Raw genomic sequence first — 24,547 nt, 5'->3', positions numbered from 1 at the left:
TCCCTGGACGTAAGTCCTGGAAGGGTTGTTAAAGACGATGACGTTGATAGGCAGGGTGTGGAAGCGTTGTAAGGCGTTAAGCTAACCTGTACTAATTACCCGAGAGGCTTAACCATACAACGCCTAAGTAGCTTCATTCATCAGAATGAAACGCTGATTAAGTGTTGTGTGTGAAAGACTAGCTAACGTAGAGTAAAGCGTTACTCTTGATTGAATTGATATCAGATTTTCCAGAATTGTTAAGTTATCGAATTATTCGGTAACAACCTTTTTTGCCTGGCGGCCATAGCGATGCGGTCCCACCTGATCCCATTCCGAACTCAGAAGTGAAACGCATTAGCGGCGATGGTAGTGTGGGGTCTCCCCATGTGAGAGTAGCACACCGCCAGGCTCCCATTCTAAGAGAAAGGGCTATCCGAAAGGATGGCCCTTTTTTGCATTTCACGCCCGGAAAAACTCATTGAACTGTTGTTCCACTCAGGATAGCCCTTTCACTTAGAAAAGCACTTGCGTGCTAATCTGACAGGGAGACCTAACCCATCGGGTAACAGTTTAGGGTTGCGTATCTGCTTAAGAACTGGCGTAACAACCCATCCCTGGTGAAATGTCCACGGCAGCATCCATGCTGCCGGTTCTTCACTCTCGGCGTGCCACAGGCACTCCTCGCTCGCTGCGCTCACCGCTCATCACCCCCATGTGAGAGTAGCACAGTGTCCCTTGCCGACTACGGGGCTCCCATTCTAAAAACAAAGAACCCAGCGAAAGCTGGGTTTTTTGTTTTTGAAGTAGCACCAAGGTGCCACTCTCTCATAGCAAGACCTAACCCATTGGGTAACAGTTTAGGTTTGCCTTGCTGCAATGATTCAGAGTAACAAGCCGTCCCTGGTAGGTTGTCCAGTCACGCCCAGCGAGCTGGTCCAGCCCTTCGCAGAGCTCAGGTCGTTCACACGGCGAGAATGAAAATGTTCATTCTCTCAATTCCGTGTTCACCCATGGCGTGCCGCTACGGCAGCGGCGAATGTCCACCGGACATTCGGTCTACCTCCGCCCCCATGTGAGAGTAGCACAGTGTCCCTTGCCGGCTACGGGGCTCCCATTCTAAGAGAAACTGTCTCTCAGCGAGGGCTATCCGAAAGGATGGCCCTTTTTTGCATTTCACGCGTCTGAAAAATTCACAGCACTGTGGTCATGACGTTACCCAACTAATTTAATACACCGCTGATGTGAGTTTTCTCTAAACTGAAAGAAAGAGGAAACGACATTGCAAAAGTCAAAAATACTGCGAGACACAGATCGTCAAGATCCTTAAAATCAAAGAATCTGGGATAAAAGTCGCTGATATCTGCCGGTTATATGGGATCAGTGAGCAGACATTTTATCGCTGGCAATCCAAGTACAGTGGTATGGAGTCAGGCGATATCAAGCGCCTTAAGTTGATGGAAGAAGAAAACCGATAGCTGAAACAGTTGCTTGGCGAGAAAGAACTGGATATCCAGGCACTTAAGGCAGCTCTTGAGGGAAACTATCATTGAGTCGCGCGCATCGTCGCCAGACAGTGGCTCACATGCTTCCCCATACACAGATCAGCGAACGTCGGGCATGCCAGTTGGCCGGATTAAACCGGATGACGCGGCGCTATCAGACCAAGCCCAGTATCGTCAATTAGGCCACAAGTGAGCGACTGTGTGCGCTGGCGAAGCAGCGCATGCGCTTCGGCAGTCCACGCTTAACGCTCCTTGTCCGGGGCGAATTTAGGTCGGTCAATCGTAAACGTGTTGAGCGTTTGTAAACAGGACTTGGGCTCCAGATCCCGCGTCGTAAAAGGCGTAGCCGGGTCGCCCAGCAGCGGGAAGTCCCCTTTAAACGGGCGACGAAACCGATGCAACGCTGGTCCATGAACTTTGTACACGATGCATTGTTTAGCGGAAACCAGTTCCGCGTGTTTAATCTGGTGGATGAGTATACCCGCGAGGCTATTGCCGTAGAGATCGATTACAGCCTAAGCAGCGAACGTATTATTCGTCTGTTTGAACGGGTCAGAGAAGTACGAGGGTTACTAGAACAGTTGATCCGCGATAATGCCAGTGAGTTTACCAACCGGGCATTTTTAGCCTGGCCGCTGCAACATAATCTGGACGTGAAAAATATCCGGCCGGGAAAGCCTACTGAAAATGGGTTTGTAGAAAGTTATAACGGAAAGCTGAGGGATGAGTGCCTGAATCAGTACTGGTTCCGCAATCTGGCGGAGGCTCGCCGACGAATTGAGTGATGGAGTGAAGACTATAATCACTGTCGGCCGCATCGCTAATTGAACTAATTAACACCCATGGAGTTTACAAAACTCGCACAGCCCGTGGCTTAATTTTGAGGGGAAACGTGAACCCGTCTACGGTGCATCAGATAATCCACGTGAAGAATGATAAGTGATTTAGGTATAGTTAAAGTGAATTTTTGTTTTTCGGTTGGCAGCACTTAATTTTAATAGGAATTTGACTAAATGGTTGTCAATGATAGGGATTAACACTTTGTGCAGCGAATGGTCGTTTGATGTGCGAGGTTCCTCTACGAGGGAGCAGATAGTGTCAATGAATGGAGCATTGTACAATTGAGTTTACGTGTAAAAGCTTACTACAGCATTAAATTAGCAGTCGGCACCGTTGGAGTTGGGTAATGCCGACCGCTTACCTGCATAAAGGAAGTAGTTAAAACGTTTATTACTCGAAAAATATAGTGCTCTGGTCAGCGATCACATGAAAATCGTTGTTTCCAAATCCTTCCTGCTGTGGACAGTTGTTAACCGTTCCCTTCAGCGTAATTGTACCCGTAATCAGATTTGAATAAATCCCCGTACCTGAAACCAGGTTGACTGTCTCTTGCACTTGCATAGGTTGTCCGGTAGAACAAAACGGATCGCCTGAGATTGGCATCAATTGATCGCCATCGCTTCGAATGATGTATTTTCTGCCGTCATCGACCATAGTATGCTTTGCGCTGAAGTCCTGCGGGTTGACTTGTCCGCGCAGCGTACCCTGCAATCTAACAATGTACTTGGTTTTGCTCTTTTCCTTTTTGGAAAGATTTCCCCAATTTGCGTTTACCAGCCACACTGAGTAGCGGCCGATTTGTTCAGGTGTTTCTCCAGCGGCAGGGTTTGAAATTTCTTTCGTTTTTACACTACCATGCACCGCTTTGTATTCGCCTGTTAAAAGACGTTCCGTCGAAAAAGTGTAACTTGAGTAAAGTGAAGTGGCCACTAAGGTCAGTGTAGTAAGGGGTAGACTGAGTTTCATGTATTGATTCCATTCTGGAAAAGTTAAAGATTACATCGCAGGTATATCATTCGATCACCTTCGAAAAATTAAAACTATTCATATGAATAGTTGTTTTACCATATATTCATATGATGAATTAAGGCAAATGGCTTAATTAAATTTAATGATCTCGTCGTATTTATTCGTTCACCTGACCCGAATAGCGCGCGATTTCATGAATTTGGATTATTTTGAAATATAAGTGTCAGTGCGTCGGTCTGTTCAGTGACACATTGGTGTTATAACTGTCTTGGAGAAAAGCGAATGAAACATAGTACAAAAGTAGCTGCAAGTGCATTTGGATTTGCAGCATTGACAACACTTGGAGCTGGCCAGGTAGTCGCTGGTGAAAACCCATTTGGAATGGAACACTTAACGTCGGGCTACGTACAAGATGCGAAAGAAGGTAAGTGCGGTGAAGGGAAATGCGGCGGTGACAAAGCTAAGCACGAAGGCAAGTGTGGTGGCGATAAAGCCAAAGGTGAAGGTAAATGTGGTGGCGACAAAGCCAAGCGCGAAGGAAAATGTGGCGAAGGCAAATGTGGTGGTGACAAACATAAGCACAAAGATAAAAGCAAAGACAAAAAGGAAGGTAAATGCGGCGAAGGAAAGTGCGGTAGTATCTAAGTCGTAGTGAGCATTTGCATTAAAATTCAGGAGATAATGTGAAGCAAATTAGTGGTGCAGGATTAGGGCTAAGGCGTGAAATGCTGGAGCAGTTGTTGCCAGAGCTCCCTGCACAAGTTGATTTCTTCGAAGTCGCTCCGGAGAATTGGATCCCGATTGGAGGGCGGTTCAAACGTGAGTTTGAGCGCTGCGCCAGACAACGTCCAATCAGCACTCATGGGCTGTCACTCTCAATCGGCAGCCCGGATCCGATTGATTTTAAATTGGTAAAGTCAATCAAACGCTTTTTAGATACGCATGAAATACCGATTTACAGTGAACATCTAAGTTATTGTTCACTAGATGGCCACCTATACGATCTAATGCCTATTCCTTTTACTGTAGAAGCTGTTCGCTATGTATCTCAGCGAATCAGGCAGGTACAGGAAGTACTAGAGCGACCTTTGGTATTAGAAAATGTGTCATATTATCTGGCCACCGACACACAGTTATCCGAAATTGAATTTATCAATGCTGTGATGGATGAAGCACAATGCCAAATGTTGTTAGACGTCAATAATGTATATGTGAATAGCATTAATCATCACTATGATCCGTATCAATTTATTAAGGCGCTACCAACCGATAAAATTGTTTACGGCCATATTGCGGGTCATTTTGATGAAGCTGAAGACTTAAAAGTGGATACGCATGGTGCCGATGTTATTGAGCCTGTCTGGGATCTGTTAGACTTTGCTTACAAAACGCATGGCGTTTTCCCCACCTTACTTGAACGGGACTTCAATATTCCTCCGTTAGCAAAATTACTCATTGAAATCGATAGGATTAAATCGTTACAAAGCATTCATCGCGCTAAAACCAGCGCTGGTAAAGAAGTGGGTGCGATATGACGCAGTCCTTTCAGCTGATTCAACAACGATTTGTATCAGCCGTTCGCTCTGGGGAGCCTGTTAACGGTGATGAAGATACGGTTCGCCGAATGGGTATTTATCAATCGTTGCTTTTTAATAATGTATTGAGTTTTATCGATAGTGGGTTTCCAGTATTAAAAAGTATCATCAGGGATCCAAGATGGCATGAGCTAGTCAGAGATTTTTTCCAGCATTGGGAGTGTAAATCGCCTTACTTTGTTGCCATTAGTGAAGCCTTCGTAAATTTCTTGCATCACCTTGATTTACAAAAAGAACAGCTACCTATCTTTGCGCTCAGTCTTGCTCATTATGAATGGCTTGAGTTAGCCATTAGCATTCGCGATGAAGATGTCACCTATTGCGATTCCATCGACGACAGTAAGAATGTCAGGTTATCTCCATTAACCTCTTTGGTCAGCTACCCATTTCCGGTGCATCAAATTTCCTCTTCTTACCAACCCTCTGAGCCTTCAGCTCCACATCATTATGTTGTTTACCGGGACAGAAATAATCAGGTTAATTTTAGTAAATTAGCTCCGCCAACTGCATATATATTGGGCTACTTATCTGAGCAACACGAAGCCGTTGGTATTGACGCGTTAAAAGCATACGCGCTAAGTGCGATGCCTGATGTCGATGTTATCACCGTCGAGGCGGGGCTTGATGTTGCCATCGCTGATATGCTGCAAAAAGATATTCTGTTGCCGGCAGAGTCCGGATAATTCGACTGCTACGCTTGTAAAAGCTGACAAATCGGCACTATCTTTTAGAGAAGGGCTGTCATTTTTTCGGTGATTAGATTACCATTTACCGTCTTTTGTTTTGTCAATTTCCGAGTAATTCACATGGCTGATAATATAAAGTTCAACGAACCGTTTAATTGGTGGTATTTCTTCGCCATCATCGCGGTATTAGTGGCGCTTCCCTTAATGCATATCATTGCCGGCTGGTTCACTTTTTGGTTTTAACAAAAATACTAATAAATAACTCGTAAAAGTAATAGGTTTTATTGTGACAGCTGAATACATTAAATCAGTCGTTAAGACTGTGCCTGATTATCCAAAAGCAGGCATTATGTTCAGGGATGTAACCAGTGTTCTTGAGGATCACGAAGCGTTTCATGCTTGTATTCAATTAATGAAAGATAAATTTAGTAACATGGGCTTCGACAAGGTTGCCGGAACTGAGGCGCGAGGATTCTTATTTGGAGCGCCGCTAGCACTTGCAATGGGTATTGGTTTCATCCCAGTGCGCAAACCAAATAAATTGCCCAGAGAAGTAGTTAGCGAAAGCTACGAGCTTGAATATGGGATGGATACATTGGAAATCCATAAAGATGCGGTGAAGCCCGGTGAGAAAGTCTTGTTGATTGACGATCTTCTTGCCACGGGTGGTACGATGACAGCATCAGCAAACCTGATCCGTGCACTGGGTGGTATTGTTGAGCATGCGGGTTTCGTTATTGGCTTACCCGACTTAGGCGGTTACGAGAAGCTTCACGAGACCGGAATTACCCCGTTCACAATTTGTGAGTTTGAAGGCGACTAAAGGTAGCAAGAGTCTATGAGTTATCAGGTTCTGGCGCGAAAATGGCGTCCCGGTAAGTTCAGTGAGTTAGTGGGGCAGGAACACGTAAAAACTGCCATCATTAATGCCCTGGATAATGATCGATTGCATCATGCTTATTTATTCACCGGCACCCGCGGGGTAGGTAAAACTACCATTGCCAGAATTTTCTCTAAAAGTCTTAACTGCGAGCAAGGGCAGGGCGCCAATCCTTGTGGCGTATGCCCGACATGCGTCGAAATTGAGCAAGGCAATTATGTGGATTTGCTTGAAATTGATGCGGCCTCGCGCACTAAAGTCGAAGATACCCGCGACCTGCTGGATAATGTTCAATACAAACCAACCCGTGGTCGGTATAAAGTTTACCTCATCGACGAAGTGCACATGCTTTCCAAACACAGCTTTAATGCCTTGCTGAAAACACTGGAAGAGCCGCCACCGCATGTTAAATTTTTGCTGGCCACCACCGATCCTCAGAAGCTTCCGATTACTATTCTCTCTCGATGCCTGCAGTTCAACTTAAAGGCCCTTTCCAGAGAACAGATCAGCGGCCAATTGCAACATATATTGGAGCAGGAAAAGCTCCCCTTTGAAAACAGTGCGCTGGCTTTATTAGCCAGAGCCGCCCAAGGCAGTATGCGTGACGCATTGAGCCTTACCGATCAGGCTATCGCTCAGGGCGATAATCAGGTCGGTGCATCGGTGGTAACTGACATGCTGGGGTTGATGGATCGCAATCAGGTTTTGAAATTGCTGCTGGCCATTACCAGTAAAAAAGCCCAGGACGTTCTGGCAATAGTAGATCAAATGTCCTCGCAAGCGCCCGACTATGGCCAAATCGTGGCTGAACTAAGCAGTTTGCTGCATCAGGTCGCGTTAACCCAATGGGTACCCGAGGCGTGTAAACTCGAAACAACGTCTGCTAAATCTATATTCCAATTAGCAAAAAATTTGGCACCTGAAGTAGTGCAGTTAATGTATCAAATTGCCCTGCAAGGAAAAAAGGATCTGCCTTATGCGGTAGATGGTCGCAGTGGTTTGGAAATGACTGTATTGAGAATGATGTCGTTTGCGCCTGTTGGTGGGCTGGAAAATACGCAGCTTATCATTGAAGGGGCGCAACCTCCGACGTCGGCGGTACAGCTGTCAGATGAACACAATGTGTCTGATGACGTTAAGGACGCTGATGAGTCTTCCACAACCTCTGATAGCATGTTGGAGGATGATAGCAAAGAGACAGAATCATTACATCATCAAGTCAGTGAAATTGAGCATCAGGCCCAACAACTTCGCAGCCAGACTGATGTACATTCAGAAATACCGACAGCGACAGAAGAAACGGACACTCACTATCAAGGTGATGATGACTACTTTCCCGGACAATACTTTAGCGAAAATCCTGCACCACCCGAATCGTCCGAAAAGCAGCCCGTGGTTGAGCAAAACGCCCTGTCTTCGGTTGAGGAAATGCTTGCGCTTAGAAAACGCTTAAAGGCCAATGCGGAAGAGGAGAACTCTGCCGAGGTAAAAAAGTCTGAGGCGGCAACGCCGGTTGCCAGCTTAAGCCAACTCAGAAACGCGGTTGTTCCCGAAGTTGATGGGACCGAATCTGTCACTGAATCTAATCAGACAAAAGAATCACCAGCGCCGTCAGCCGCACATTCGATGGCATCGACACCAGATGATGATATTGATGATCGCCCTCCTTGGGAAAATAGCGTCAATACCGCTGCTGAGCCGTCACTGACAAATCATCAGGAGCCAGAGCAGTCCATTGCGAAAGATAGCAGCGAGCAGGTCCCGGCTTCAGACACGTTATCAGCGGGTGAGTATCGGGGCGCACTGACAGCGTACCTGGACAGTGGTGAGAAGTTACTTCATGCCAGTCAGATTGACAACTGGAGTGCCAGAGTTGAGCAAATGAACATCGCCGGTCTATTGAAGCAGTTGGCGTTGCATGCGTCATTCGAGCAGCAGGGGAACACTGTTACCCTTGAAATTGACCAGAGTCAGTCGCATTTACTTAACGATAGTTCAATCGAGCAGTTAAAACACGCGCTTAGTGAGGTTTTAAAAGAGAATGTCGAGCTTGTGGTGAATACGGGGAGCCCGGCATCAACACCGTTTTCTTTACAGCAAGATGTGAACGCGATGCGACAAACGCACGCGGAAACGGTTTTCGAAAAAGATGAAGCAATCCAGGCGTTGTTGAGCACGTTTTCAGGGAAAGTGCTGCCTGAATCGATTAAAGCCCGATAACGTCAGGAAATGACAATTAAATTTAACAGGTGAAATTATGTTTAAAGGTGGAATGGGAAATATCATGAAGCAGGCGCAGCAAATGCAAGAGCGCATGCAAAAAGCTCAGGAAGAGTTAGCTAATGTCGAAGTGACCGGTGAAGCCGGAGCAGGTATGGTTAAAGTTACGCTAACCTGTAATCACAATGTGCGTCGTGTAGAAATTGATCCTAGCCTGATGGAAGACGACAAGGATATGTTAGAAGACTTAGTGGCTGCTGCATTCAACGATGGCGTTCGCCGAATTCAGGAAACCAGCAAAGAAAAAATGGGTTCAGTGACAGGTGGAATGCAAATGCCTCCTGGCTTCAAAATGCCGTTTTAATTAATGAGATTCAGTCCTCTTCTAAGCGAGTTGATTGACTCGCTTACCTGTTTGCCCGGCGTGGGTAAGAAAAGTGCACAACGCATGGCATTCCATTTACTGGAACGGAATCGTGAAGGCGCGCTGAAGCTTAGTACGGTACTGCATAATGCTATGGAACATATTCGGCATTGTAGTCAATGCCGGACGTTCACTGAAAAAGACCTCTGTGAGATATGTGCGCATCCTCAGCGAAGTGAGTCCGGGGTGTTGTGTATTGTTGAAAGCCCGCAGGATGTGCTTGCTGTCGAGCAGACCATGGCCTTCGATGGGACATATTTTGTTTTAATGGGCCACCTTTCCCCTATTGACGGGATTGGCCCGGAAGAAATCGGGCTTACGATCCTCGAATCGCAGTTAAAAGAAAATCCCGTGAGCGAAGTCATTCTGGCTACCAACCCCACTGTGGAAGGGGAGGCTACGGCTCACTACATTGCTCAGCTATGTGCTAAATACAAAATAAAGGCAAGCCGGATTGCGCACGGTGTTCCGGTAGGTGGTGAGCTTGAATATATTGATGGCAACACTTTGACACATGCTTTTTCTGGACGTCGTACATTATAAATTTCGTTTTAGGCATTGAAATTTAGTGCTTCAGACCCTACCTCCCAGTTTTGAAAGTAATTCCATTTAACTAGGAGAATCTGGTTTATGGCTGAAGCAGCCCATCAAGAAACCCACGGTTTCCAAACCGAAGTTAAACAACTTCTCAATTTAATGATCCATTCTTTGTACTCAAACAAAGAAATTTTTCTTCGAGAACTCGTATCAAACGCCGCCGATGCCGCGGATAAGCTTCGTTTTAAAGCGTTGGAAAATGATGCGCTGTACGAAGACGATGGCGATCTGAATGTAAAAATCAGCGTTAACAAAGACGCCGGCACTATTACCATTGCCGATAACGGTATCGGCATGTCGCGTGACGAAGTCATTGCTAACCTGGGTACGATTGCAAAATCAGGTACGAAGGATTTTTTCAACAAACTTTCTGGTGATTCGGCGAAAGATTCGCAACTGATCGGCCAGTTTGGCGTAGGTTTTTATTCGGCGTTTATCGTCGCAGACAAGGTAACAGTTCGTACCCGTGCGGCGGGCGAAAATGCGGATCAGGGTGTTGAGTGGATTTCCGACGGTGAAGGTGAATTCACAGTTGCTGATATTAACAAGCCCGGTCGAGGCACTGAAATTGTGCTGCATTTACGTGAAGAGGAAAAGGAATTTGCGGATTCCTGGCGTCTTCGCTCAATAGTCAATAAATACTCAGACCACATCAGTATACCGGTACAGATGTGGAAAGATGAGGTGGCAGAACAGGAAGGCCCAGATGGTGAAAAGATTCCTGCTCAGCCTGGCCAGTGGGAGAGTGTCAATAAAGCCACTGCGCTGTGGACGCGTGATAAGTCAGATATATCTGACGAAGAATACAAGGAGTTCTATAAACACGTTTCTCACGATTTTGCGGATCCCCTATCGTGGGCGCATAACAAAGTGGAAGGTAAAACCGAATATACCAGTCTGCTGTATATTCCCAGCAAAGCACCGTTTGATATGTGGAACCGTGAGCAAAGTCACGGCTTAAAATTATATGTTCAGCGCGTGTTTATCATGGATGACGCAGAACAGTTTATGCCGACGTACTTACGATTTGTTAAAGGGCTGCTGGACTCAAATGATTTGCCGTTGAATGTGTCTCGCGAAATCCTACAGGATAATAAAATCACTCAAGCGCTACGTCAGGGCTGCACCAAACGCGTTCTGCAGATGCTTGAAAAAATGGCTAAGAACGATAAAGAAAAATATCAGAGCTTCTGGAATGAATTTGGTAATGTGCTTAAGGAAGGGCCGGCCGAGGACTTTAGCAATCGCGAAAAAATTGCAGGGTTATTGCGCTTCTCCTCTACGCATAGCGAAACCGATGCGCAAACGGTATCGTTAGCCGACTATATCGAACGCATGAAAGAGGGACAGAACAAAATTTACTATGTGACGGCTGACAGCTATCAGGCTGCGAAAACCAGTCCTCACCTTGAAATTTTCCGCAAAAAAGGGATCGAAGTGTTACTCTTGGGCGAGCGCATTGACGAATGGCTTATGTCTCACCTGACTGAGTTCAATGAAAAATCGTTCCAGTCTATTGCTAAAGGTAATTTAGATTTAGGCGATTTGGACGATGAAGAGACCAAAAAAGCTCAGGAAGAGGCAGAGAAGCAAATCGAAGGGGTCCTAGAGCGAGCGAAAACTGCGCTAGGCGATAAAGTTGAAGATGTGAAATTTACTCATCGTTTAACCGACTCGCCGGCGTGTATCGTAGCGGATGAACATGGTATGAGTACGCAAATGGTTAAATTGATGCAAGCAGCAGGACAACAGGTACCTGACGTGAAGTATCACTTCGAGCTCAACCCGGAGCATCAACTGGTTAAAATGTTATCTGATCTACAAGACGAGCAAATGTTCAAGCAGTGGGTGGAGGTGTTGTATGATCAGGCTGCGTTGTCTGAACAGGGAAGCTTAAAAGACCCATCAAGCTTTGTACGCAAATTAAACACTTTATTAATGAACTTGGCTAAATAGTCGTAAAATTGGTAATTTAAGTGTGTAAAATGGGCCTTTATGGCCCATTTTTTATTGTCTGGTACATAAATAAATCTTTTTACAATTTAATTGTCCTCGGGTATGCAGTGAAAAATCTTCGTTTCGCTTGTCACAAATGCGCGGAGTGTGTAAAGTGCCGACAGAAATATTTAAAGTGGAGAATGCACTCATGCGAATGATACTTCTCGGCGCACCAGGAGCCGGAAAAGGAACGCAAGCACAGTTTTTGATGAACAAGTTTGGTATTCCGCAGATTTCAACCGGCGATATGCTTCGCTCAGCAATTAAAGCTGGCACTGAGCTGGGTATGAAAGCAAAACAAGTGATGGATGAAGGCAAACTGGTTTCCGATGACATCATTATCGGTCTTGTTAAAGAGCGTATTGCTCAGGATGACTGCAAAGACGGTTTTCTGTTGGATGGGTTTCCTCGCACAATCCCCCAGGCGGATGCAATGAAAGAAGCAGGCATCGCAATTGATCACGTGATCGAGTTTGATGTGCCAGATGACGTAATTGTTGAGCGTATGGCCGGTCGCCGCGTGCATCCAGCGTCTGGTCGTGTCTATCATGTAGTGTTCAATCCTCCGCAAAATGAAGGCAAGGATGACGTTACCGGTGAAGACCTGTTAGTTCGTGATGATGATCAGGAAGATACCGTACGTAAGCGCTTGGGTGTTTATCACGAACAAACTGAACCCCTGGTCGGTTACTATCAGAGTGAAGCTCAGGCAGGTAATTGCGCATATCATAAGATCGATGGCACCAAACCTGTGGCCCAGGTAAAAGAGAAGTTAGCTAACGTGCTGACCGCCTGAAGAAATGAGAGAAGCCGCTGATGCGGCTTTTTTTATACCATCGATAAAGTATTGACTGCAAACCTAGTTGACACTACCGTTAATATTATTGTTACCGCGCACCGGGAGAAGTGCCAATGAGTTTACCGATCACCGCTTTTTATGCGAGTCTACTTGGGCTTAGTTATTTGTATCTTTCCCTTGCCGTCATCGCAATAAGACGCAAAGCGCAAATTGGTATTGGTGATGGCGGTAATCACGATCTGATGCGAATTTCCCGTGTTCATGCCAATTTCAATGAATATGTACCCATCACACTAATCATGCTGGCATGTCTTGAGAGTATTAGTCACTGGAATGCAGTTATGCATATAGGTGCGTCGGCCTTACTGTTCGGTAGAATTTTGCATGCTTACGGACTAAGGCACCACGATGGTGCTAGCTGGCAGCGTTTTATCGGTATGATCATGACGTTCATTTCGATGTTACTTCTTGCTGGTACTAACCTGTTCGAGCTTCACTTTCTGGTAGTGTAGTGAGAACGATTACGCAACTAATTACTCCTGCGTGTTTAATTCATCAGGAGAAACTCAAGCATAATGCCAAGCGTGTGTTCGATATCTGTGAACAGCAGCAAATTCCTTTGCGCCCCCACGTTAAAACGCTTAAAAGCATTGAGGCTGCAAGTATCTACGCGCCAGTGCCTATGCCGATAACAGTTTCTACATTGGCTGAAGCCGCATATTTCGCAGATGCAGGGTACACAGACATACTTTACGCAGTTACCCTCACTCCAAACAAACTCGCTGCGGTCGACGCGCTATTGGCCAAAGGCATTGGTCTGACTGTAGTGGTCGATTCGATTGCCGCGGTGAATACTCTTTCTCAACAAGCAGTGCAAATGAAACACATCGTGTCTGTGGCCATCGAAATTGATTCTGACGGGCATCGCGCAGGCATTAAACCGGACTCCCCGGCGTTAATTGAAGTAGCCAGTATAATCGCGTCTTCCCATTCTCTCACGTTTGCCGGACTGATGACTCATGCCGGGGCATCTTACACAGCATTTACGGTTGAGCGCCAGTGTGAAATAGCAGAATCAGAACGGGATGCGGTGCTCTATGCCGCGGATCGGTTACAAACGCTGGGAATGGAATGCAACATGCGCTCTGTGGGCTCAACCCCTACCGTACTTGCACCCATTTCGCATGCCGGGCTCACTGAGTTGCGCGCAGGGGTCTATGCCACATTTGATTGTGTAATGGCAGGCCTTAATTTATGTACGTACGAAGATATCGCAATGAGCGTACTCACCTCGATAATTGGTTTTCACAGCAATAATAGCCTGCTGGTTGACGCAGGCTGGATGGCGCTATCACGAGATAATGGCACGCACAGCCATCCTGACGATTGTGGCTATGGGCTAGTCTGTAATAAGCAGGGTGAGCTGTTATCCGGATGGTTTGTCGACAGTGCCAATCAAGAGCACGGTATTATCAGGCATAAAGAGAATATTGATCCCCGCACCATTTTTTCATTCGGTGACATGCTAAGAATTTTACCTATTCACGCCTGTGCAACCGCTGCCCAATATTCTCATTACTATGTAACATCTGACGATGAGACGATAGAGACCACATGGAACAGAGTTAATGGGTGGTGAGGGTTTCATTATTTAAACGCCATGGTAGCAATATAAAGTTTAATTAGCCGTTGCTTTAATTTTTGCGTAATTACTTTCGGTCCCTGCGAAATCGCTTTGCTGCCACTTTCAGCGTAAATAACGTACATATCGTCTTTCCCCTTTTGTAAAATTTCAGTGCCATCATTTGACTTTTTAACAGTCTGAAAGCATGCTAAAACCTAAACTAATGTTTAGGTCAATGGTTTGCATATGGAAAATTTATCCGTAGGAGAAGTGGCGAAAAGGTGCGGAGTCAATGTATCAGCGCTGCATTTTTATGAACGTAAAGGGTTAATCAACAGTGCACGGAATTCAGGCAATCAGCGTCGCTACGGTCGCGATATTATTCGTCGGGTCAGTTTAATCAAAGTAGCGCAGCAGCTGGGCATCTCACTTCAGGAAATTAAATCTGTATTCGAATCATTGCCCAAATACGGTGCTCCGAGTCATGCGCAATGGGAACAACTGGCAACCGACTGGCATCAGCAACTCGATCAGCGCATAACCATGTTGCAAAAACTTCGGGATTCATTGACAGGCTGTATTGGATGCGGATGCTTATCGATGCAACGCTGCCCTCTGTATAATCCTGATGATAAGCTGGGAGCGGGAAAAACCGGGCCGGTATTGCTGGAAACGTGATGAAAAGTAAAAAACCTGCCCACAAATATGTAGGCAGGTTATCAACGCACTAGAAACGGAAGGTAGCTTTAGTGTAAATAAAGCGACCACGAGGGTTATGGATACTGCTTACATAACCATATAAATCACCGTCGCCGTCACCGATTGCAAATGGTGGTTCCTCATCAAACAGGTTATTCACACCCAGTACAAAACGAACATTGTCGGTGAAATTATATCCCCCCTGTAGATCAACAAGTGTTTGACCTTCTACTGTTCGTGTTGTGTTTTCTTCAAAATCTAAGACACCGTTAAAATCAGCATCAGGGGTATCTTCAAATTCACCAATGTAGCTGATGTTGATGTTGGCGCTGAACGGGCCGTGTTGCCAGTTTGTGCCAAACATCCATCTGTGCTCAGGATACCGATATTCGCCAGTGTAATCTAAGTCGTCTTTTTCAAAGTTGCTCAAATATGACCAGTCCAGATTAAATTTAACGGTACCGTAGGAATCGAAGTCCAACCCATAATTTACGCCAAAATCAATCCCTGAAGCTTCTTGTGAGCTAACGTTTTGAAAGGTGTTGAAGATCTTCTGGATCACGCCAAGCGACTGTCCCGGTTGTGGGGGAAGGCGCACACAGATAGTGCTGTTCTGATCGTTACACTCAGCATCATAGACCACACCAAATTGTTGTTCGTCAATCTTGTTGTCCTGAGTGATGTTCCACACATCAACACTTAATCCCAGTTCTTGGTAGGGGGCCCAGATAACACCCACGTTCCATGATTCGGATTCCTCAGCTTCAAGGTCAGGGTTGCCCTGGAACTGAATATTGTAATCTAGCGATTCACAATCTAGACCTGTCGCATCACAACGGTATTGGTCGATGAAGAAAATACTCTTCTCAGATGGACCTAAACCAATTTGCGCCAGTGATGGGGCTCTAAACCCTTGTGCCCATGAGCCACGCACGGTTAATTCATCGGTGGGTGCCCAGCGTAATGCAATTTTAGGGTTGGTGGTGCTGCCAAAATCACTATAGTGATCATAACGACCGGCTAATTCCAGCTCTAACGTATCCATTAGTGGGATAGCAAGCTCCAGGTATGCGGCGTACTGATCGCGTTCAGCTGCGGCTGATACTGATTCCGTACCAAATATCAACCCCTGTTGGAATTGGATATCCGGTATGTCAGAAACCTGTTCTTCGCGATACTCAACCCCGGCAGCCATCATTACCGTGCTGTCACCAAAGGTAAATGCTTCACCGGTAATATTCGCATCAAATGCGGTTAAGCGGGATTCGCCTTGACGCACCAGACTGGTGGTAATATCGTCGATAACGTTTTGCGGGTTTTGTACGCCACCAAACGGGTTATAACGGCCCAAATTAATCTGCTCCTGCAGCCAGTCCACACGTACCCAGCCTTGCGACTGATCACCGCTTTGAGTCGAACTGCTGCGTCCTTTCTGAACCGATGCTTCCCAATCGTAATCGGCCACTTCCCCGCGTAACCCCAATACCATGCGCATGGTGTCTGACTCAATGTCCCAGCGTCTTGGGTTGGCATCAACCGGACGGTATCGACCAATCTCAATATCCTGACCAAACGGGTTATCAGGGTGGGTGCCCGGTACTGTCAATCCAGCATCTTCATCAAGCGGTGTCGCTGCGCCACCCGCTTCAGAGGTATTGCGCTGAAGAGCTACTTCCAAAAATGCGGTAATATCGTTACCAATTGCATAATCAAACTGACCGATTAAACCAATACGCTCAGCTTCTGGTATGGTCAGACCGAATGGACCATAGTCGAATAAACAGCTTCCTGTGGACGTGGCATTTTCTGGCGGGCAATCTGGATCGATCGTTTTGACGCCGTCAACATAAAAATAGCCGGGGTAACCACGTGATGAGCGGAAATCCATACCACCATAGGGTGATTGGTTAGCAGTACCAAAACGGCCCATTTCACTTGCAGCTAATCTGCTGTTTTTAAAGTAATCGATAATAATCGACGATTTGGCTTTTTCTGAGGTTGAGCCCCATACCAGACTTGCCGTTGTTTCGTCATAGCTGGTACCTGAAGTTTCACCGTAACCTACAGTGGCTTCAACACCATCAAAATCGTTTTTAAGTATGATGTTCACCACACCAGCCACAGCATCAGAACCGTAAATAGCCGACGCACCATCTTTGAGGATGTCAATTCGCTCAATAGCCGAGACGGGAATGGCGTTAATATCGACAAAAGAGTTAGTAATGCTTTCAGCAAAAGAGCTGATGGCTACGCGTCTGCCGTTGATCAGTACCAGCGTCGCATCCGGTCCTAAACCGCGTAACGATACTGCCGCGGTACCATTGGCGGTTGAATCCTGGCTATTATTTCGGGTAGAGAAGGTTCCACTTCCGGTGGCAGGCATACGTTCTAGCAATTGCTGCAGGTTTTCATAACCCATATCTTCAATGTCGCCAGCATTGATGGATTGAATAGGTGACGCGCCTTCAATATCAGTCCGCTTTATTCGGGAGCCAGTAACAGCGATACGCTCGACGTTCTCGTCAGCAGTAGACTCTTGTGCTAAAACCGGGCTTGATAGAGGTAAACCAGAAACTGCAAGGGCGGCAGTGAGTAACGAAAGACGACGAAATGTGTGTGTTTTCATCTGATGGTCCTTAAAATTGTTTTTTATTGAGCACCGATACTCCATGGTGTTATTTCTTTCATACCATCACTAGCAAATTCTGACAATAGGCATTCAGAATCTTTATTCAACTAAAGTGTAAACAAAATTGTCTTTATATTTATGCACTTTGTGAAATGAGCCCTACGCTGGCCGTTAAATTAGCGGTTTTAACCACCGGTTTTTTCGCGGCAACCAATAGTTTTCCTGATCAAATGAGACGACAATACTTAAAGCTTTACCCTGTAATTCGTCGATGGGGATTAACCCGTGAACACGTGAATCAGCGCTGCGATTGCGATTATCGCCCAGTACCAGCACATGATCTGGGGGAACAGTGACAGGGGCAAAAGATGACAAAGGGTGTGGATCGGACGTTATCTGAATGGTGTGGAAAACGTTTTCAAGGTTTTCGTTTTTAATTGTCGCCGACACAGTTTGATATTCGAGGGGAGCCTCATTGAGGTAAAGTCGATTATTCTTCATCGCCACCCTGTCGCCCGGTACGCCGATAACGCGCTTCACCAGGTGTTCGTTTGCGGCTGAACTATTTATTGTAACAATGTCACCACGGTTGACCTTTCCCGTTGAAAACAGTTTGATATCAGTAAATGGAACTTCTAAAGCATAAGCGGTTTTATCAACATAAATACGATCGCCTGCGATCAAATTTGGCTCCATGGAGCCAGAAGGGACGTGGTACCAGTCTGCGATACTGCTTCTGAATACAAACATCAAACTCAGTAGCAATACGAATGACCAGTTGGTCCGCCAGAACTGCTTCATCATTGACATAGATTTTTCCTTACCGGTCAAATGTTCCAATGATGTTGTAAGGCCGCAAAACAGTGAGTTCCACTATTTTGCGACGACTGATACATTTACAAAGATTAAGCGGGCTTCGCTGCGGTATGTCTTGCCCTTAGTACTGCAACCACATCGGCCATAGATATATCTGCGGCTTGCAGTAATACCATCAGATGATAGGTTAAGTCTGCAGCTTCGTTTTTTAATTCCTCAGTATCCCCGGTAGCGGCAGCTAATGCAGTTTCCACCCCTTCTTCACCTACTTTTTGGGCAATCCTTTTTATCCCTTTTTGATAGAGCGAAGCGGTGTAACTGGAGTCGGGTGCTTCATCTTTACGATCAGCGATAAGCTGTTCCAGCTCTGCTAAAAAAGAGTAATCTGGCAATGCACTGTCATACCAGCAGCTTGTCGCCCCAGTGTGACAGGTGGGGCCTTTTGGCGCAGCCAAAATTAAAATAGCGTCGAGGTCGCAGTCTGCAGTGGCTTCCAGTAAGTTTAGCGTGTGGCCTGAACTTTCACCCTTCATCCACAGTCGCTGTTTAGAACGGCTAAAAAAGGTCACTTTGTTTGTACGCAGAGTTTGCTGTAACGCTTCAACATTCATATACCCCTGCATCAACATTTGAGCGGAATAACCATTTTGCACCATTACCGGTAACAAACCGTTCATTTTCTCCCAGGCCAACTCATTTACATTATCAAGACTGAGTTTCATCTAACCTCCTATTTTTTTTGAAACGGTACCCGCATGGTGATACCAGCGGTGGCCAAATGCTTTTTGAGTTCGTTTATCTGAATAATCCCCTTATGAAATACCGATGCTGCTAACGCACCATCCACATCTGCCTGGGTAAATACATCCTCAAAATGTTGGCTTTCTCCTGCACCACCTGAAGCAATCAAAGGCAGGTTGCAAATTTCGCGTACCGCTTTTAACTGTTTGATATCATAGCCTTGGCGGACACCATCCTGATTCATACAATTTAACACTATCTCACCTGCACCCCGTTGTTGTACCTCTTGCACCCAATCCAGAGTTTGCCATGCAGTTTGTTGGGTACGACTTTCATCGCCGGTAAATTTATAGACTTCATATTGCTGCGTCTGCTCATTAAACAGGCTGTCGATACCAATAACCACACATTGCTGCCCGAATTCATCATGTAACTGATTGATCAACTCTGGATTCATCAAGGCAGGGGAGTTTATGGAAATTTTATCTGCGCCCATCTCCAGGATGTGGCCTGCCTCTTTCACTGATTTTATGCCGCCAGCAACACAAAAAGGGATATCAATGACTTCGGCAATGCGGCTTACCCAACTTTTATCAACGGTGCGTGCATCCGAGCTGGCAGTGATGTCGTAAAAAACCAGTTCATCAGCGCCTGCAGAACCATAAAATTCCGCTAAGGGTACAATATCGCCCACAATTTCATGATTGCGAAACTGTACGCCCTTAACCACTTTGCCGTCACGAACGTCTAAACAGGGAATGATGCGTTTTGCCAACATTCAACGGCCTCCTTTACTGAAAATTTATCTTCTAACAATGCTTTTCCTAAAATAACGCCAGCTACGTTAGCCGGCTTCAGGGCCTGGATATCCTTTAACGAGCCGATCCCGCCGGAGGCTTGCCACTGTATCGTGGGGTAGTCTTGAGACAGCTGCGTATAAAGTTCGACATTTGAACCTGACAGTGTGCCGTCGCGGCTTATATCTGTGCACAACACATGCTTTATGCCAACTTCCAGGTACTCGTCTAGCAGTGGTTCAAGGCGAACTCCTGAGTCTTGCTCCCAACCATTGACCGCCAGCCACTTTCGATTCTGTTGGTCAATGTTGATATCAAGCGCCAGCACAATACGCTCGCTTCCATAGTGCCTAAGCCAGCTCTTAACCACTTCGGGCTGTTTGACAGCTAATGAGCCAATCACCACGCGGTCGATACCACTCTGCAGTAACTGTTCAACATCCTGCTGGTTTCTGACACCTCCGCCGGCCTGAAACTTCATACGTTTGGTTGCCGTCATTTTGCGAATTAAGTCGAGCTGTCGTTTGGCGGTATCCTTGGCCCCGGTCAAATCGACAATGTGTAACCAGTGGGCGCCGTCGTCTGCGTAACGGTTCAGTACATCGAGGGGAGAGGCCGCATAGGCTGTTTTTTGCTCGTAATCGCCCTGATAAAGTCTGACCACTTCGCCATCGATCAAATCAATTGCTGGAATAATCATAAGTCTAAGAAGTTCCTTAAAAGTTGTGCGCCGGCTTCACCTGAACGCTCAGGATGAAATTGCACCCCGTAAAAATTATCCTTCATCAGTGCCGCTGAGAAAGGTTGCGCGTAGTGACACTCGGCTAACGTATAGGAGCTTGGTTTCACGCAATAACTGTGGACAAAATAGAAATAAGTATTGTCCGGAATGCCCTTAAATAGTTCACTTTGCGCGGTGGCTGATACGGTGTTCCAGCCCATATGGGGAAGGCGCTTTGTGCCAACTTGCATGCGCACCACGTCGCCGGGGATCAAATCCAGACACGACACCGAGCCTGTCTGACTTTCTTCGGAACGAGACACCATTAATTGCATGCCCAGACACACACCCAGTACTGGCTGAGTAAGACCTTGAATTACATTAGTCAGCTTTTTTTGTTCAATACTTTTCATGGCAGCACCAGCACTGCCAACTCCCGGCAGCAAGACTTTATCTGCCTGGTGAATCGCGTCGGCATCAGCGGTTACCAGCACACTGCTTCCCAGTTTTTCCAGCGCAATTCGCACAGACGAAATATTTGCGCAGCCTGTGTTAACGATAACGACTTTTTGCTGCATCACAGGGCTCCTTTACTGCTGGGTAATTCATTTCCCTGTCGGGTTATCGCCTGGCGTAGTGCGCGTCCAAATACTTTAAACAGGCTTTCGACCTGATGATGTGCGTTTCCCTCAGTAGTGCTCAAATGCAGCGAAAGGCCCATACTTTGGGCTAGTGAATAGAAGAAGTGCTCAACCATCTCTGTGGCCATTCCACCAACCTGATCACGGCTGAACGTGGCATCGAATTTAAGGTGTGGACGGTTGGAAATATCCATCACACATTCTGCGCGACATTCATCCATGGGTAACGCAAAGCCAAACCGGCCAATGCCACGCTTATCACCCAACGCTTTCTTAAGTGCCTCTCCCAGTGCCAGCGCAGTATCTTCTACACTATGGTGGTCATCGATATGCAAATCGCCTTTCACCGTCAGTTGCAGCTCAAACCCGCCGTGCGTGGCAATCTGATCAAGCATATGATCAAAAAAGCCCACACCGGTTTCGATGGTCGATTTATCGGCGCTATCTAAGTTTACGGCAACCTGAATATCAGTTTCACTGGTCGCGCGCCGAACTTTGGCCGTGCGCTGCGAAGCCAGTAGCAGTTTTTCGATCGCTCGCCAGTTGTGGTCTGTCCGGTCGTAGCGTATCCCTTTTATCCCCATATTCTCAGCCAGTTGCAAATCCGTTTGCCGATCGCCAATCACAAATGAACGTGTGAAATCAACGCGACCTTGTTGCAGGTAATCAGCCACTAAACCCAGACGAGGCTTGCGACAGCTACAGTCATCATGATCAAAATGCGGACAAATTAAAACGTCGTCAAAAGTAATGCCCTGACTTTGAAAAATGGCCATCATCATATTATGCGGCGCATCAAAATCTTGCTGTGGAAAGCTTGCGGTGCCAAGGCCATCTTGATTGCTCACCATAACCAACCGAAAGCCCTGAGCCTGAAGCTTGAGTAAAACGGGAATGACATTGGGTTCTAATACCAGTTTATCTAGTCGGTCCAATTGTTTATCAACGGGCGGCTCCTCCACCAGGGTGCCATCGCGGTCGATAAAAAGAATAGGTTGCTGACTCATGCTACGTCTCCGGTGTCATTCAAATATTGGTCAAGTAGTGATAAAAAGCGATCGTTTTGGCTGCGGCTGCCAATGGTCATTCGCAGACAGTCTGCCAGCCCCACTTGTTTAGACTGATCGCGGATCAACATCCCGTTATCTACCAGATGTTGCATAAGCTGTGTGCGATAGGTGTATTGGAACAGAATAAAATTCGCCGCGTTGCCACCTTTCAGGTTCACGCCCGCATGTCCAGACAGCGCTTCCCGTACACGATTTTGTTCTGCAGTCAGGTAAGCAACCTGCTGACGCATCAGTGTTATGCCTTCATCAGATAATGCCCGTTGGGCAATTTGTGCGACAGGAGCGGAAACCGGGTAGGGGGCAATTGTTTTTAACAGCGATTGAATAATGTCTGGGTTAGCCAGCGTGAACCCACAACGCAGTCCGGCCAGTGCAAAGGCTTTGGATAAGGTTCGCAAAACCACCAGGTTGGGGAATTTGTCCAGCATGGCGGCCCAATTCTGTTGTGTTGAAAATTCAATATAGGCTTCATCTAATACAACCAGCGCTTTATTGGAAAAGTGGGTCAGCACCTGCACCACATCTTCTTCGTTGAGCAAGGTTCCGGTTGGATTGTTCGGCGAACATAAAAATACAATATTGACGTTTTCTACTGCGGTTATCGCAGCCACGTCCAGCGAAAAGTCCGCGTTTAACGGTACTTCGACGGTATTAATACCGCAGGTTTGTGCACTGATTTTGTACATGCCGTAGGTGGGCGGACAGATGAGAATCGAGTCTCGCTGATATTCGCAGAAAGTTCGGATAAGTAGCTCAATTCCCTCATCTGCGCCACGCGTAGCCAGGACTTTATCTGCCTGTACTTGTGCATAATTTGCGTAGGCGTTGATTAATCCTTTCGGCTGACAATCCGGATAGCGATTATAGTCAGTAAGGGCGACTTCAATGTCGTTACAAAATGGAGATTCGTTGGCGTTCAACCAGTCAGTACCGCCACTGAATAAACGCCGCGCCGATTCGTAAGGCGTCAGCGTTTTTAAATTGGAGTTCAATAACTTTTCCGTAAGTGCACTCATTTTGACGCCTCCTCTAATGCCTGCAGTCTAATAGAAACTGCACGTTTATGCGCATCCAGCCCTTCGGCTTCGGCGAGAACGCAGATTGTCTGACCAATCTCCTGCAATCCCTGTTGGGTAATTTCCTGAACGGTATAACGCCTGACAAAGTCGCTTAAGCCTAAACTTGAATACGTGCGCGCAAAACCATAGGTGGGCAGAACGTGGTTGGTGCCCGAGGCATAGTCGCCCGCTGACTCAGGTGACCAGGCCCCGAGAAAGACAGATCCTGCGTTTTTAATCGCTGGTAATAAAGCGCGTGCATCTTCAGTTTGTACAATCAAATGTTCCGGCGCGTATTGGTTGCTGACCAATACCGACTCGTCGACAGATTGCGTAAGAATGTACCTTGCGTTTTTCATTGCCACACTGGCGGTACTTTGTCTTGAGAGTACCTGAAGCTGCGATTCGACTGCACGTTGTGTCTGTTCAATGACCTCTTTGCTTGAACAAACCAGAATGGCTTGCGAATCTTCCCCGTGCTCAGCTTGAGAGAGTAAATCGGCGGCCACAAACTGCGCATTTGCGCTGGCATCAGCAATCACCAGCACTTCTGAGGGACCCGCCGGCATATCAATTGCGGCGCCATCGTTGCGCTGGCTTACCTGCTGTTTCGCTTCAGTAACAAAACGGTTCCCAGGCCCATAGATTTTATCAACTTTGGTGATTGTCTGGGTACCCAGAGCCATCGCAGCGATAGCCTGAGCGCCACCACACAAAAAGACCTTTTGGATACCGCACAACGAAGCGGCGTAGGCGATTTCCGGAGCAATGGTACCGTTGACATTGGGCGGGGTGCACAGGATTCGGGTTTTACAGCCGGCGACCTGCGCCGGTACGCCCAGCATCAATACAGTTGAAGGCAAAGGAGCGCTACCCCCAGGAATGTAGAGACCTACCGATTCAATGGCATCTGAGTGCTGTTCACAAATCACGCCCGGGCGTGTCTCTACCACAACAGCAGGTTGCTGTTGGGCAATATGAAAACGCTTAATGTTGGCATATGCCGCTTCAATGGCCTGCCGAGTCACATCGTTGACCTGACTGGCAAGTTCAGTCAGCTGCCTGCTACTGAGCGGCAGCGTTTTCAAAGTATTGCAGTCGAACTGACGGGTCAGCTCAAGTACCGCCTCGTCACCACGTTGTTCAACAGCATTAATAATTTCACTTACCTTACTTTTCACTGACCCTGCTAACGCCATGACAGGGCGCGTCAGCGCGTCTTTTTGTTGGGCGGATGTCAGCGTGTTCCACGTAATCAT

Annotated in this window: 25 protein-coding genes, 2 rRNA genes and 1 pseudogene; 18 read left to right on the top strand and 10 right to left on the bottom strand. The window is 46.7% G+C overall.

Annotated elements, in window-relative coordinates:
* From HCJ96_RS15190 to HCJ96_RS15170, 5 genes and pseudogenes are all read left to right on the top strand, one after another.
* Positions 1–116: ribosomal RNA gene (locus HCJ96_RS15190) — 23S ribosomal RNA — on the top strand; the annotation flags it as partial.
* A 159-nt stretch (positions 117–275) separates the two neighbouring features.
* Positions 276–391: ribosomal RNA gene (rrf, locus tag HCJ96_RS15185) — 5S ribosomal RNA — on the top strand.
* Between the two features lie 889 nt (positions 392–1,280).
* Positions 1,281–1,457 (top strand): annotated as a pseudogene (locus tag HCJ96_RS16570) (transposase); the annotation flags it as partial.
* A gap of 71 nt (positions 1,458–1,528) precedes the next feature.
* Entirely contained in the window at positions 1,529–1,666 is a 138-nt protein-coding gene (locus tag HCJ96_RS15175) for a hypothetical protein (protein ID WP_169211930.1), read from the top strand.
* 213 nt (positions 1,667–1,879) lie between these two features.
* Entirely contained in the window at positions 1,880–2,269 is a 390-nt protein-coding gene (locus HCJ96_RS15170; RefSeq protein WP_169211929.1) for an integrase core domain-containing protein, read from the top strand.
* Between the two features lie 445 nt (positions 2,270–2,714).
* Here the strand turns inward: HCJ96_RS15170 and HCJ96_RS15165 are convergent, their stop codons facing one another.
* On the bottom strand, positions 2,715–3,290 hold the full coding sequence (locus tag HCJ96_RS15165) for a hypothetical protein (RefSeq protein WP_169211928.1): 576 nt from the start codon (positions 3,288–3,290) through the stop codon (positions 2,715–2,717).
* Positions 3,291–3,575: 285 nt separating this feature from the next.
* On the opposite strand from HCJ96_RS15165, the gene HCJ96_RS15160 reads away from it, so the two are divergent.
* From HCJ96_RS15160 to soxR, 13 genes are all read left to right on the top strand, one after another.
* Complete coding sequence (locus HCJ96_RS15160) at positions 3,576–3,938, top strand: HvfA family oxazolone/thioamide-modified RiPP metallophore (RefSeq protein WP_169211927.1); 363 nt, start codon at positions 3,576–3,578, stop codon at positions 3,936–3,938.
* A gap of 38 nt (positions 3,939–3,976) precedes the next feature.
* Positions 3,977–4,828 carry an HvfB family MNIO-type RiPP peptide maturase gene (locus HCJ96_RS15155; RefSeq protein WP_169211926.1) on the top strand — a complete coding sequence of 284 codons (852 nt, stop codon included), beginning with the start codon at positions 3,977–3,979 and terminating at the stop codon, positions 4,826–4,828.
* Positions 4,825–5,571: an HvfC family RiPP maturation protein gene (locus tag HCJ96_RS15150; protein WP_169211925.1), complete on the top strand. Its 747-nt coding sequence runs from the start codon at positions 4,825–4,827 to the stop codon at positions 5,569–5,571. Before HCJ96_RS15155 ends, HCJ96_RS15150 begins: the two co-directional genes overlap by 4 nt.
* Positions 5,572–5,694: 123 nt before the next feature.
* Positions 5,695–5,817 (top strand): hypothetical protein, encoded by a 123-nt coding sequence (locus tag HCJ96_RS16485; protein WP_281358651.1) that lies wholly within the window; start codon positions 5,695–5,697, stop codon positions 5,815–5,817.
* A 43-nt stretch (positions 5,818–5,860) separates the two neighbouring features.
* Positions 5,861–6,397 carry an adenine phosphoribosyltransferase gene (gene apt, locus HCJ96_RS15145; protein WP_169211924.1) on the top strand — a complete coding sequence of 179 codons (537 nt, stop codon included), beginning with the start codon at positions 5,861–5,863 and terminating at the stop codon, positions 6,395–6,397.
* A gap of 15 nt (positions 6,398–6,412) precedes the next feature.
* Positions 6,413–8,674 (top strand): DNA polymerase III subunit gamma/tau, encoded by a 2,262-nt coding sequence (dnaX, locus tag HCJ96_RS15140; protein WP_169211923.1) that lies wholly within the window; start codon positions 6,413–6,415, stop codon positions 8,672–8,674.
* Between the two features lie 37 nt (positions 8,675–8,711).
* A complete protein-coding gene (locus HCJ96_RS15135; RefSeq protein WP_169211922.1) occupies positions 8,712–9,038 on the top strand; it encodes a YbaB/EbfC family nucleoid-associated protein in 327 nt (108 codons plus the stop codon).
* 3 nt (positions 9,039–9,041) lie between these two features.
* Positions 9,042–9,641: a recombination mediator RecR gene (recR, locus tag HCJ96_RS15130; RefSeq protein WP_169211921.1), complete on the top strand. Its 600-nt coding sequence runs from the start codon at positions 9,042–9,044 to the stop codon at positions 9,639–9,641.
* An 87-nt stretch (positions 9,642–9,728) separates the two neighbouring features.
* Positions 9,729–11,651 carry a molecular chaperone HtpG gene (gene htpG / locus HCJ96_RS15125; protein WP_169211920.1) on the top strand — a complete coding sequence of 641 codons (1,923 nt, stop codon included), beginning with the start codon at positions 9,729–9,731 and terminating at the stop codon, positions 11,649–11,651.
* Positions 11,652–11,841: 190 nt separating this feature from the next.
* The gene (gene adk / locus HCJ96_RS15120; protein WP_169211938.1) at positions 11,842–12,489 is read left to right on the top strand and encodes an adenylate kinase; all 648 of its coding nucleotides are present in this window, start codon (positions 11,842–11,844) and stop codon (positions 12,487–12,489) included.
* Positions 12,490–12,605: 116 nt separating this feature from the next.
* Positions 12,606–13,004 carry an MAPEG family protein gene (locus HCJ96_RS15115; protein WP_169211919.1) on the top strand — a complete coding sequence of 133 codons (399 nt, stop codon included), beginning with the start codon at positions 12,606–12,608 and terminating at the stop codon, positions 13,002–13,004.
* Positions 13,004–14,131 (top strand): alanine racemase, encoded by a 1,128-nt coding sequence (locus HCJ96_RS16560; protein ID WP_169211918.1) that lies wholly within the window; start codon positions 13,004–13,006, stop codon positions 14,129–14,131. Before HCJ96_RS15115 ends, HCJ96_RS16560 begins: the two co-directional genes overlap by 1 nt.
* A 231-nt stretch (positions 14,132–14,362) precedes the next feature.
* Positions 14,363–14,794, top strand: coding sequence for a redox-sensitive transcriptional activator SoxR (gene soxR, locus HCJ96_RS15105; protein WP_169211917.1), 432 nt, complete (start codon positions 14,363–14,365; stop codon positions 14,792–14,794).
* Positions 14,795–14,843: 49 nt separating this feature from the next.
* Here soxR and HCJ96_RS15100 read toward each other — a convergent pair whose 3' ends face one another.
* The 9 genes from HCJ96_RS15100 to hisD form a co-directional block, all read right to left on the bottom strand.
* On the bottom strand, positions 14,844–17,441 hold the full coding sequence (locus tag HCJ96_RS15100) for a TonB-dependent receptor (protein WP_169211916.1): 2,598 nt from the start codon (positions 17,439–17,441) through the stop codon (positions 14,844–14,846).
* A 174-nt stretch (positions 17,442–17,615) separates the two neighbouring features.
* Positions 17,616–18,254, bottom strand: coding sequence for a signal peptidase I (gene lepB, locus HCJ96_RS15095; protein WP_169211915.1), 639 nt, complete (start codon positions 18,252–18,254; stop codon positions 17,616–17,618).
* A gap of 95 nt (positions 18,255–18,349) precedes the next feature.
* Positions 18,350–18,982, bottom strand: a complete 633-nt coding sequence (gene hisIE / locus HCJ96_RS15090; protein ID WP_169211914.1) for a bifunctional phosphoribosyl-AMP cyclohydrolase/phosphoribosyl-ATP diphosphatase HisIE — start codon at positions 18,980–18,982, stop codon at positions 18,350–18,352.
* An 8-nt stretch (positions 18,983–18,990) separates the two neighbouring features.
* A complete protein-coding gene (gene hisF, locus HCJ96_RS15085) occupies positions 18,991–19,779 on the bottom strand; it encodes an imidazole glycerol phosphate synthase subunit HisF (RefSeq protein WP_169211913.1) in 789 nt (262 codons plus the stop codon).
* A complete protein-coding gene (gene hisA, locus HCJ96_RS15080; RefSeq protein WP_169211912.1) occupies positions 19,749–20,498 on the bottom strand; it encodes a 1-(5-phosphoribosyl)-5-[(5-phosphoribosylamino)methylideneamino]imidazole-4-carboxamide isomerase in 750 nt (249 codons plus the stop codon). Before hisA ends, hisF begins: the two co-directional genes overlap by 31 nt.
* The gene (gene hisH, locus HCJ96_RS15075) at positions 20,495–21,097 is read right to left on the bottom strand and encodes an imidazole glycerol phosphate synthase subunit HisH (RefSeq protein WP_169211911.1); all 603 of its coding nucleotides are present in this window, start codon (positions 21,095–21,097) and stop codon (positions 20,495–20,497) included. Before hisH ends, hisA begins: the two co-directional genes overlap by 4 nt.
* A complete protein-coding gene (gene hisB, locus HCJ96_RS15070; RefSeq protein ID WP_169211910.1) occupies positions 21,097–22,167 on the bottom strand; it encodes a bifunctional histidinol-phosphatase/imidazoleglycerol-phosphate dehydratase HisB in 1,071 nt (356 codons plus the stop codon). Before hisB ends, hisH begins: the two co-directional genes overlap by 1 nt.
* Positions 22,164–23,246: a histidinol-phosphate transaminase gene (gene hisC / locus HCJ96_RS15065; protein ID WP_169211909.1), complete on the bottom strand. Its 1,083-nt coding sequence runs from the start codon at positions 23,244–23,246 to the stop codon at positions 22,164–22,166. Before hisC ends, hisB begins: the two co-directional genes overlap by 4 nt.
* Positions 23,243–24,547, bottom strand: a complete 1,305-nt coding sequence (hisD, locus tag HCJ96_RS15060; RefSeq protein ID WP_169211908.1) for a histidinol dehydrogenase — start codon at positions 24,545–24,547, stop codon at positions 23,243–23,245. Before hisD ends, hisC begins: the two co-directional genes overlap by 4 nt.

The organism is Alteromonas ponticola (assembly GCF_012911815.1).
Lineage (GTDB): Bacteria > Pseudomonadota > Gammaproteobacteria > Enterobacterales > Alteromonadaceae > Alteromonas > Alteromonas ponticola.
The sequence above is the reverse complement of the archived record's forward strand: the minus strand, read 5'-3'. Positions and strand labels throughout refer to the sequence as shown.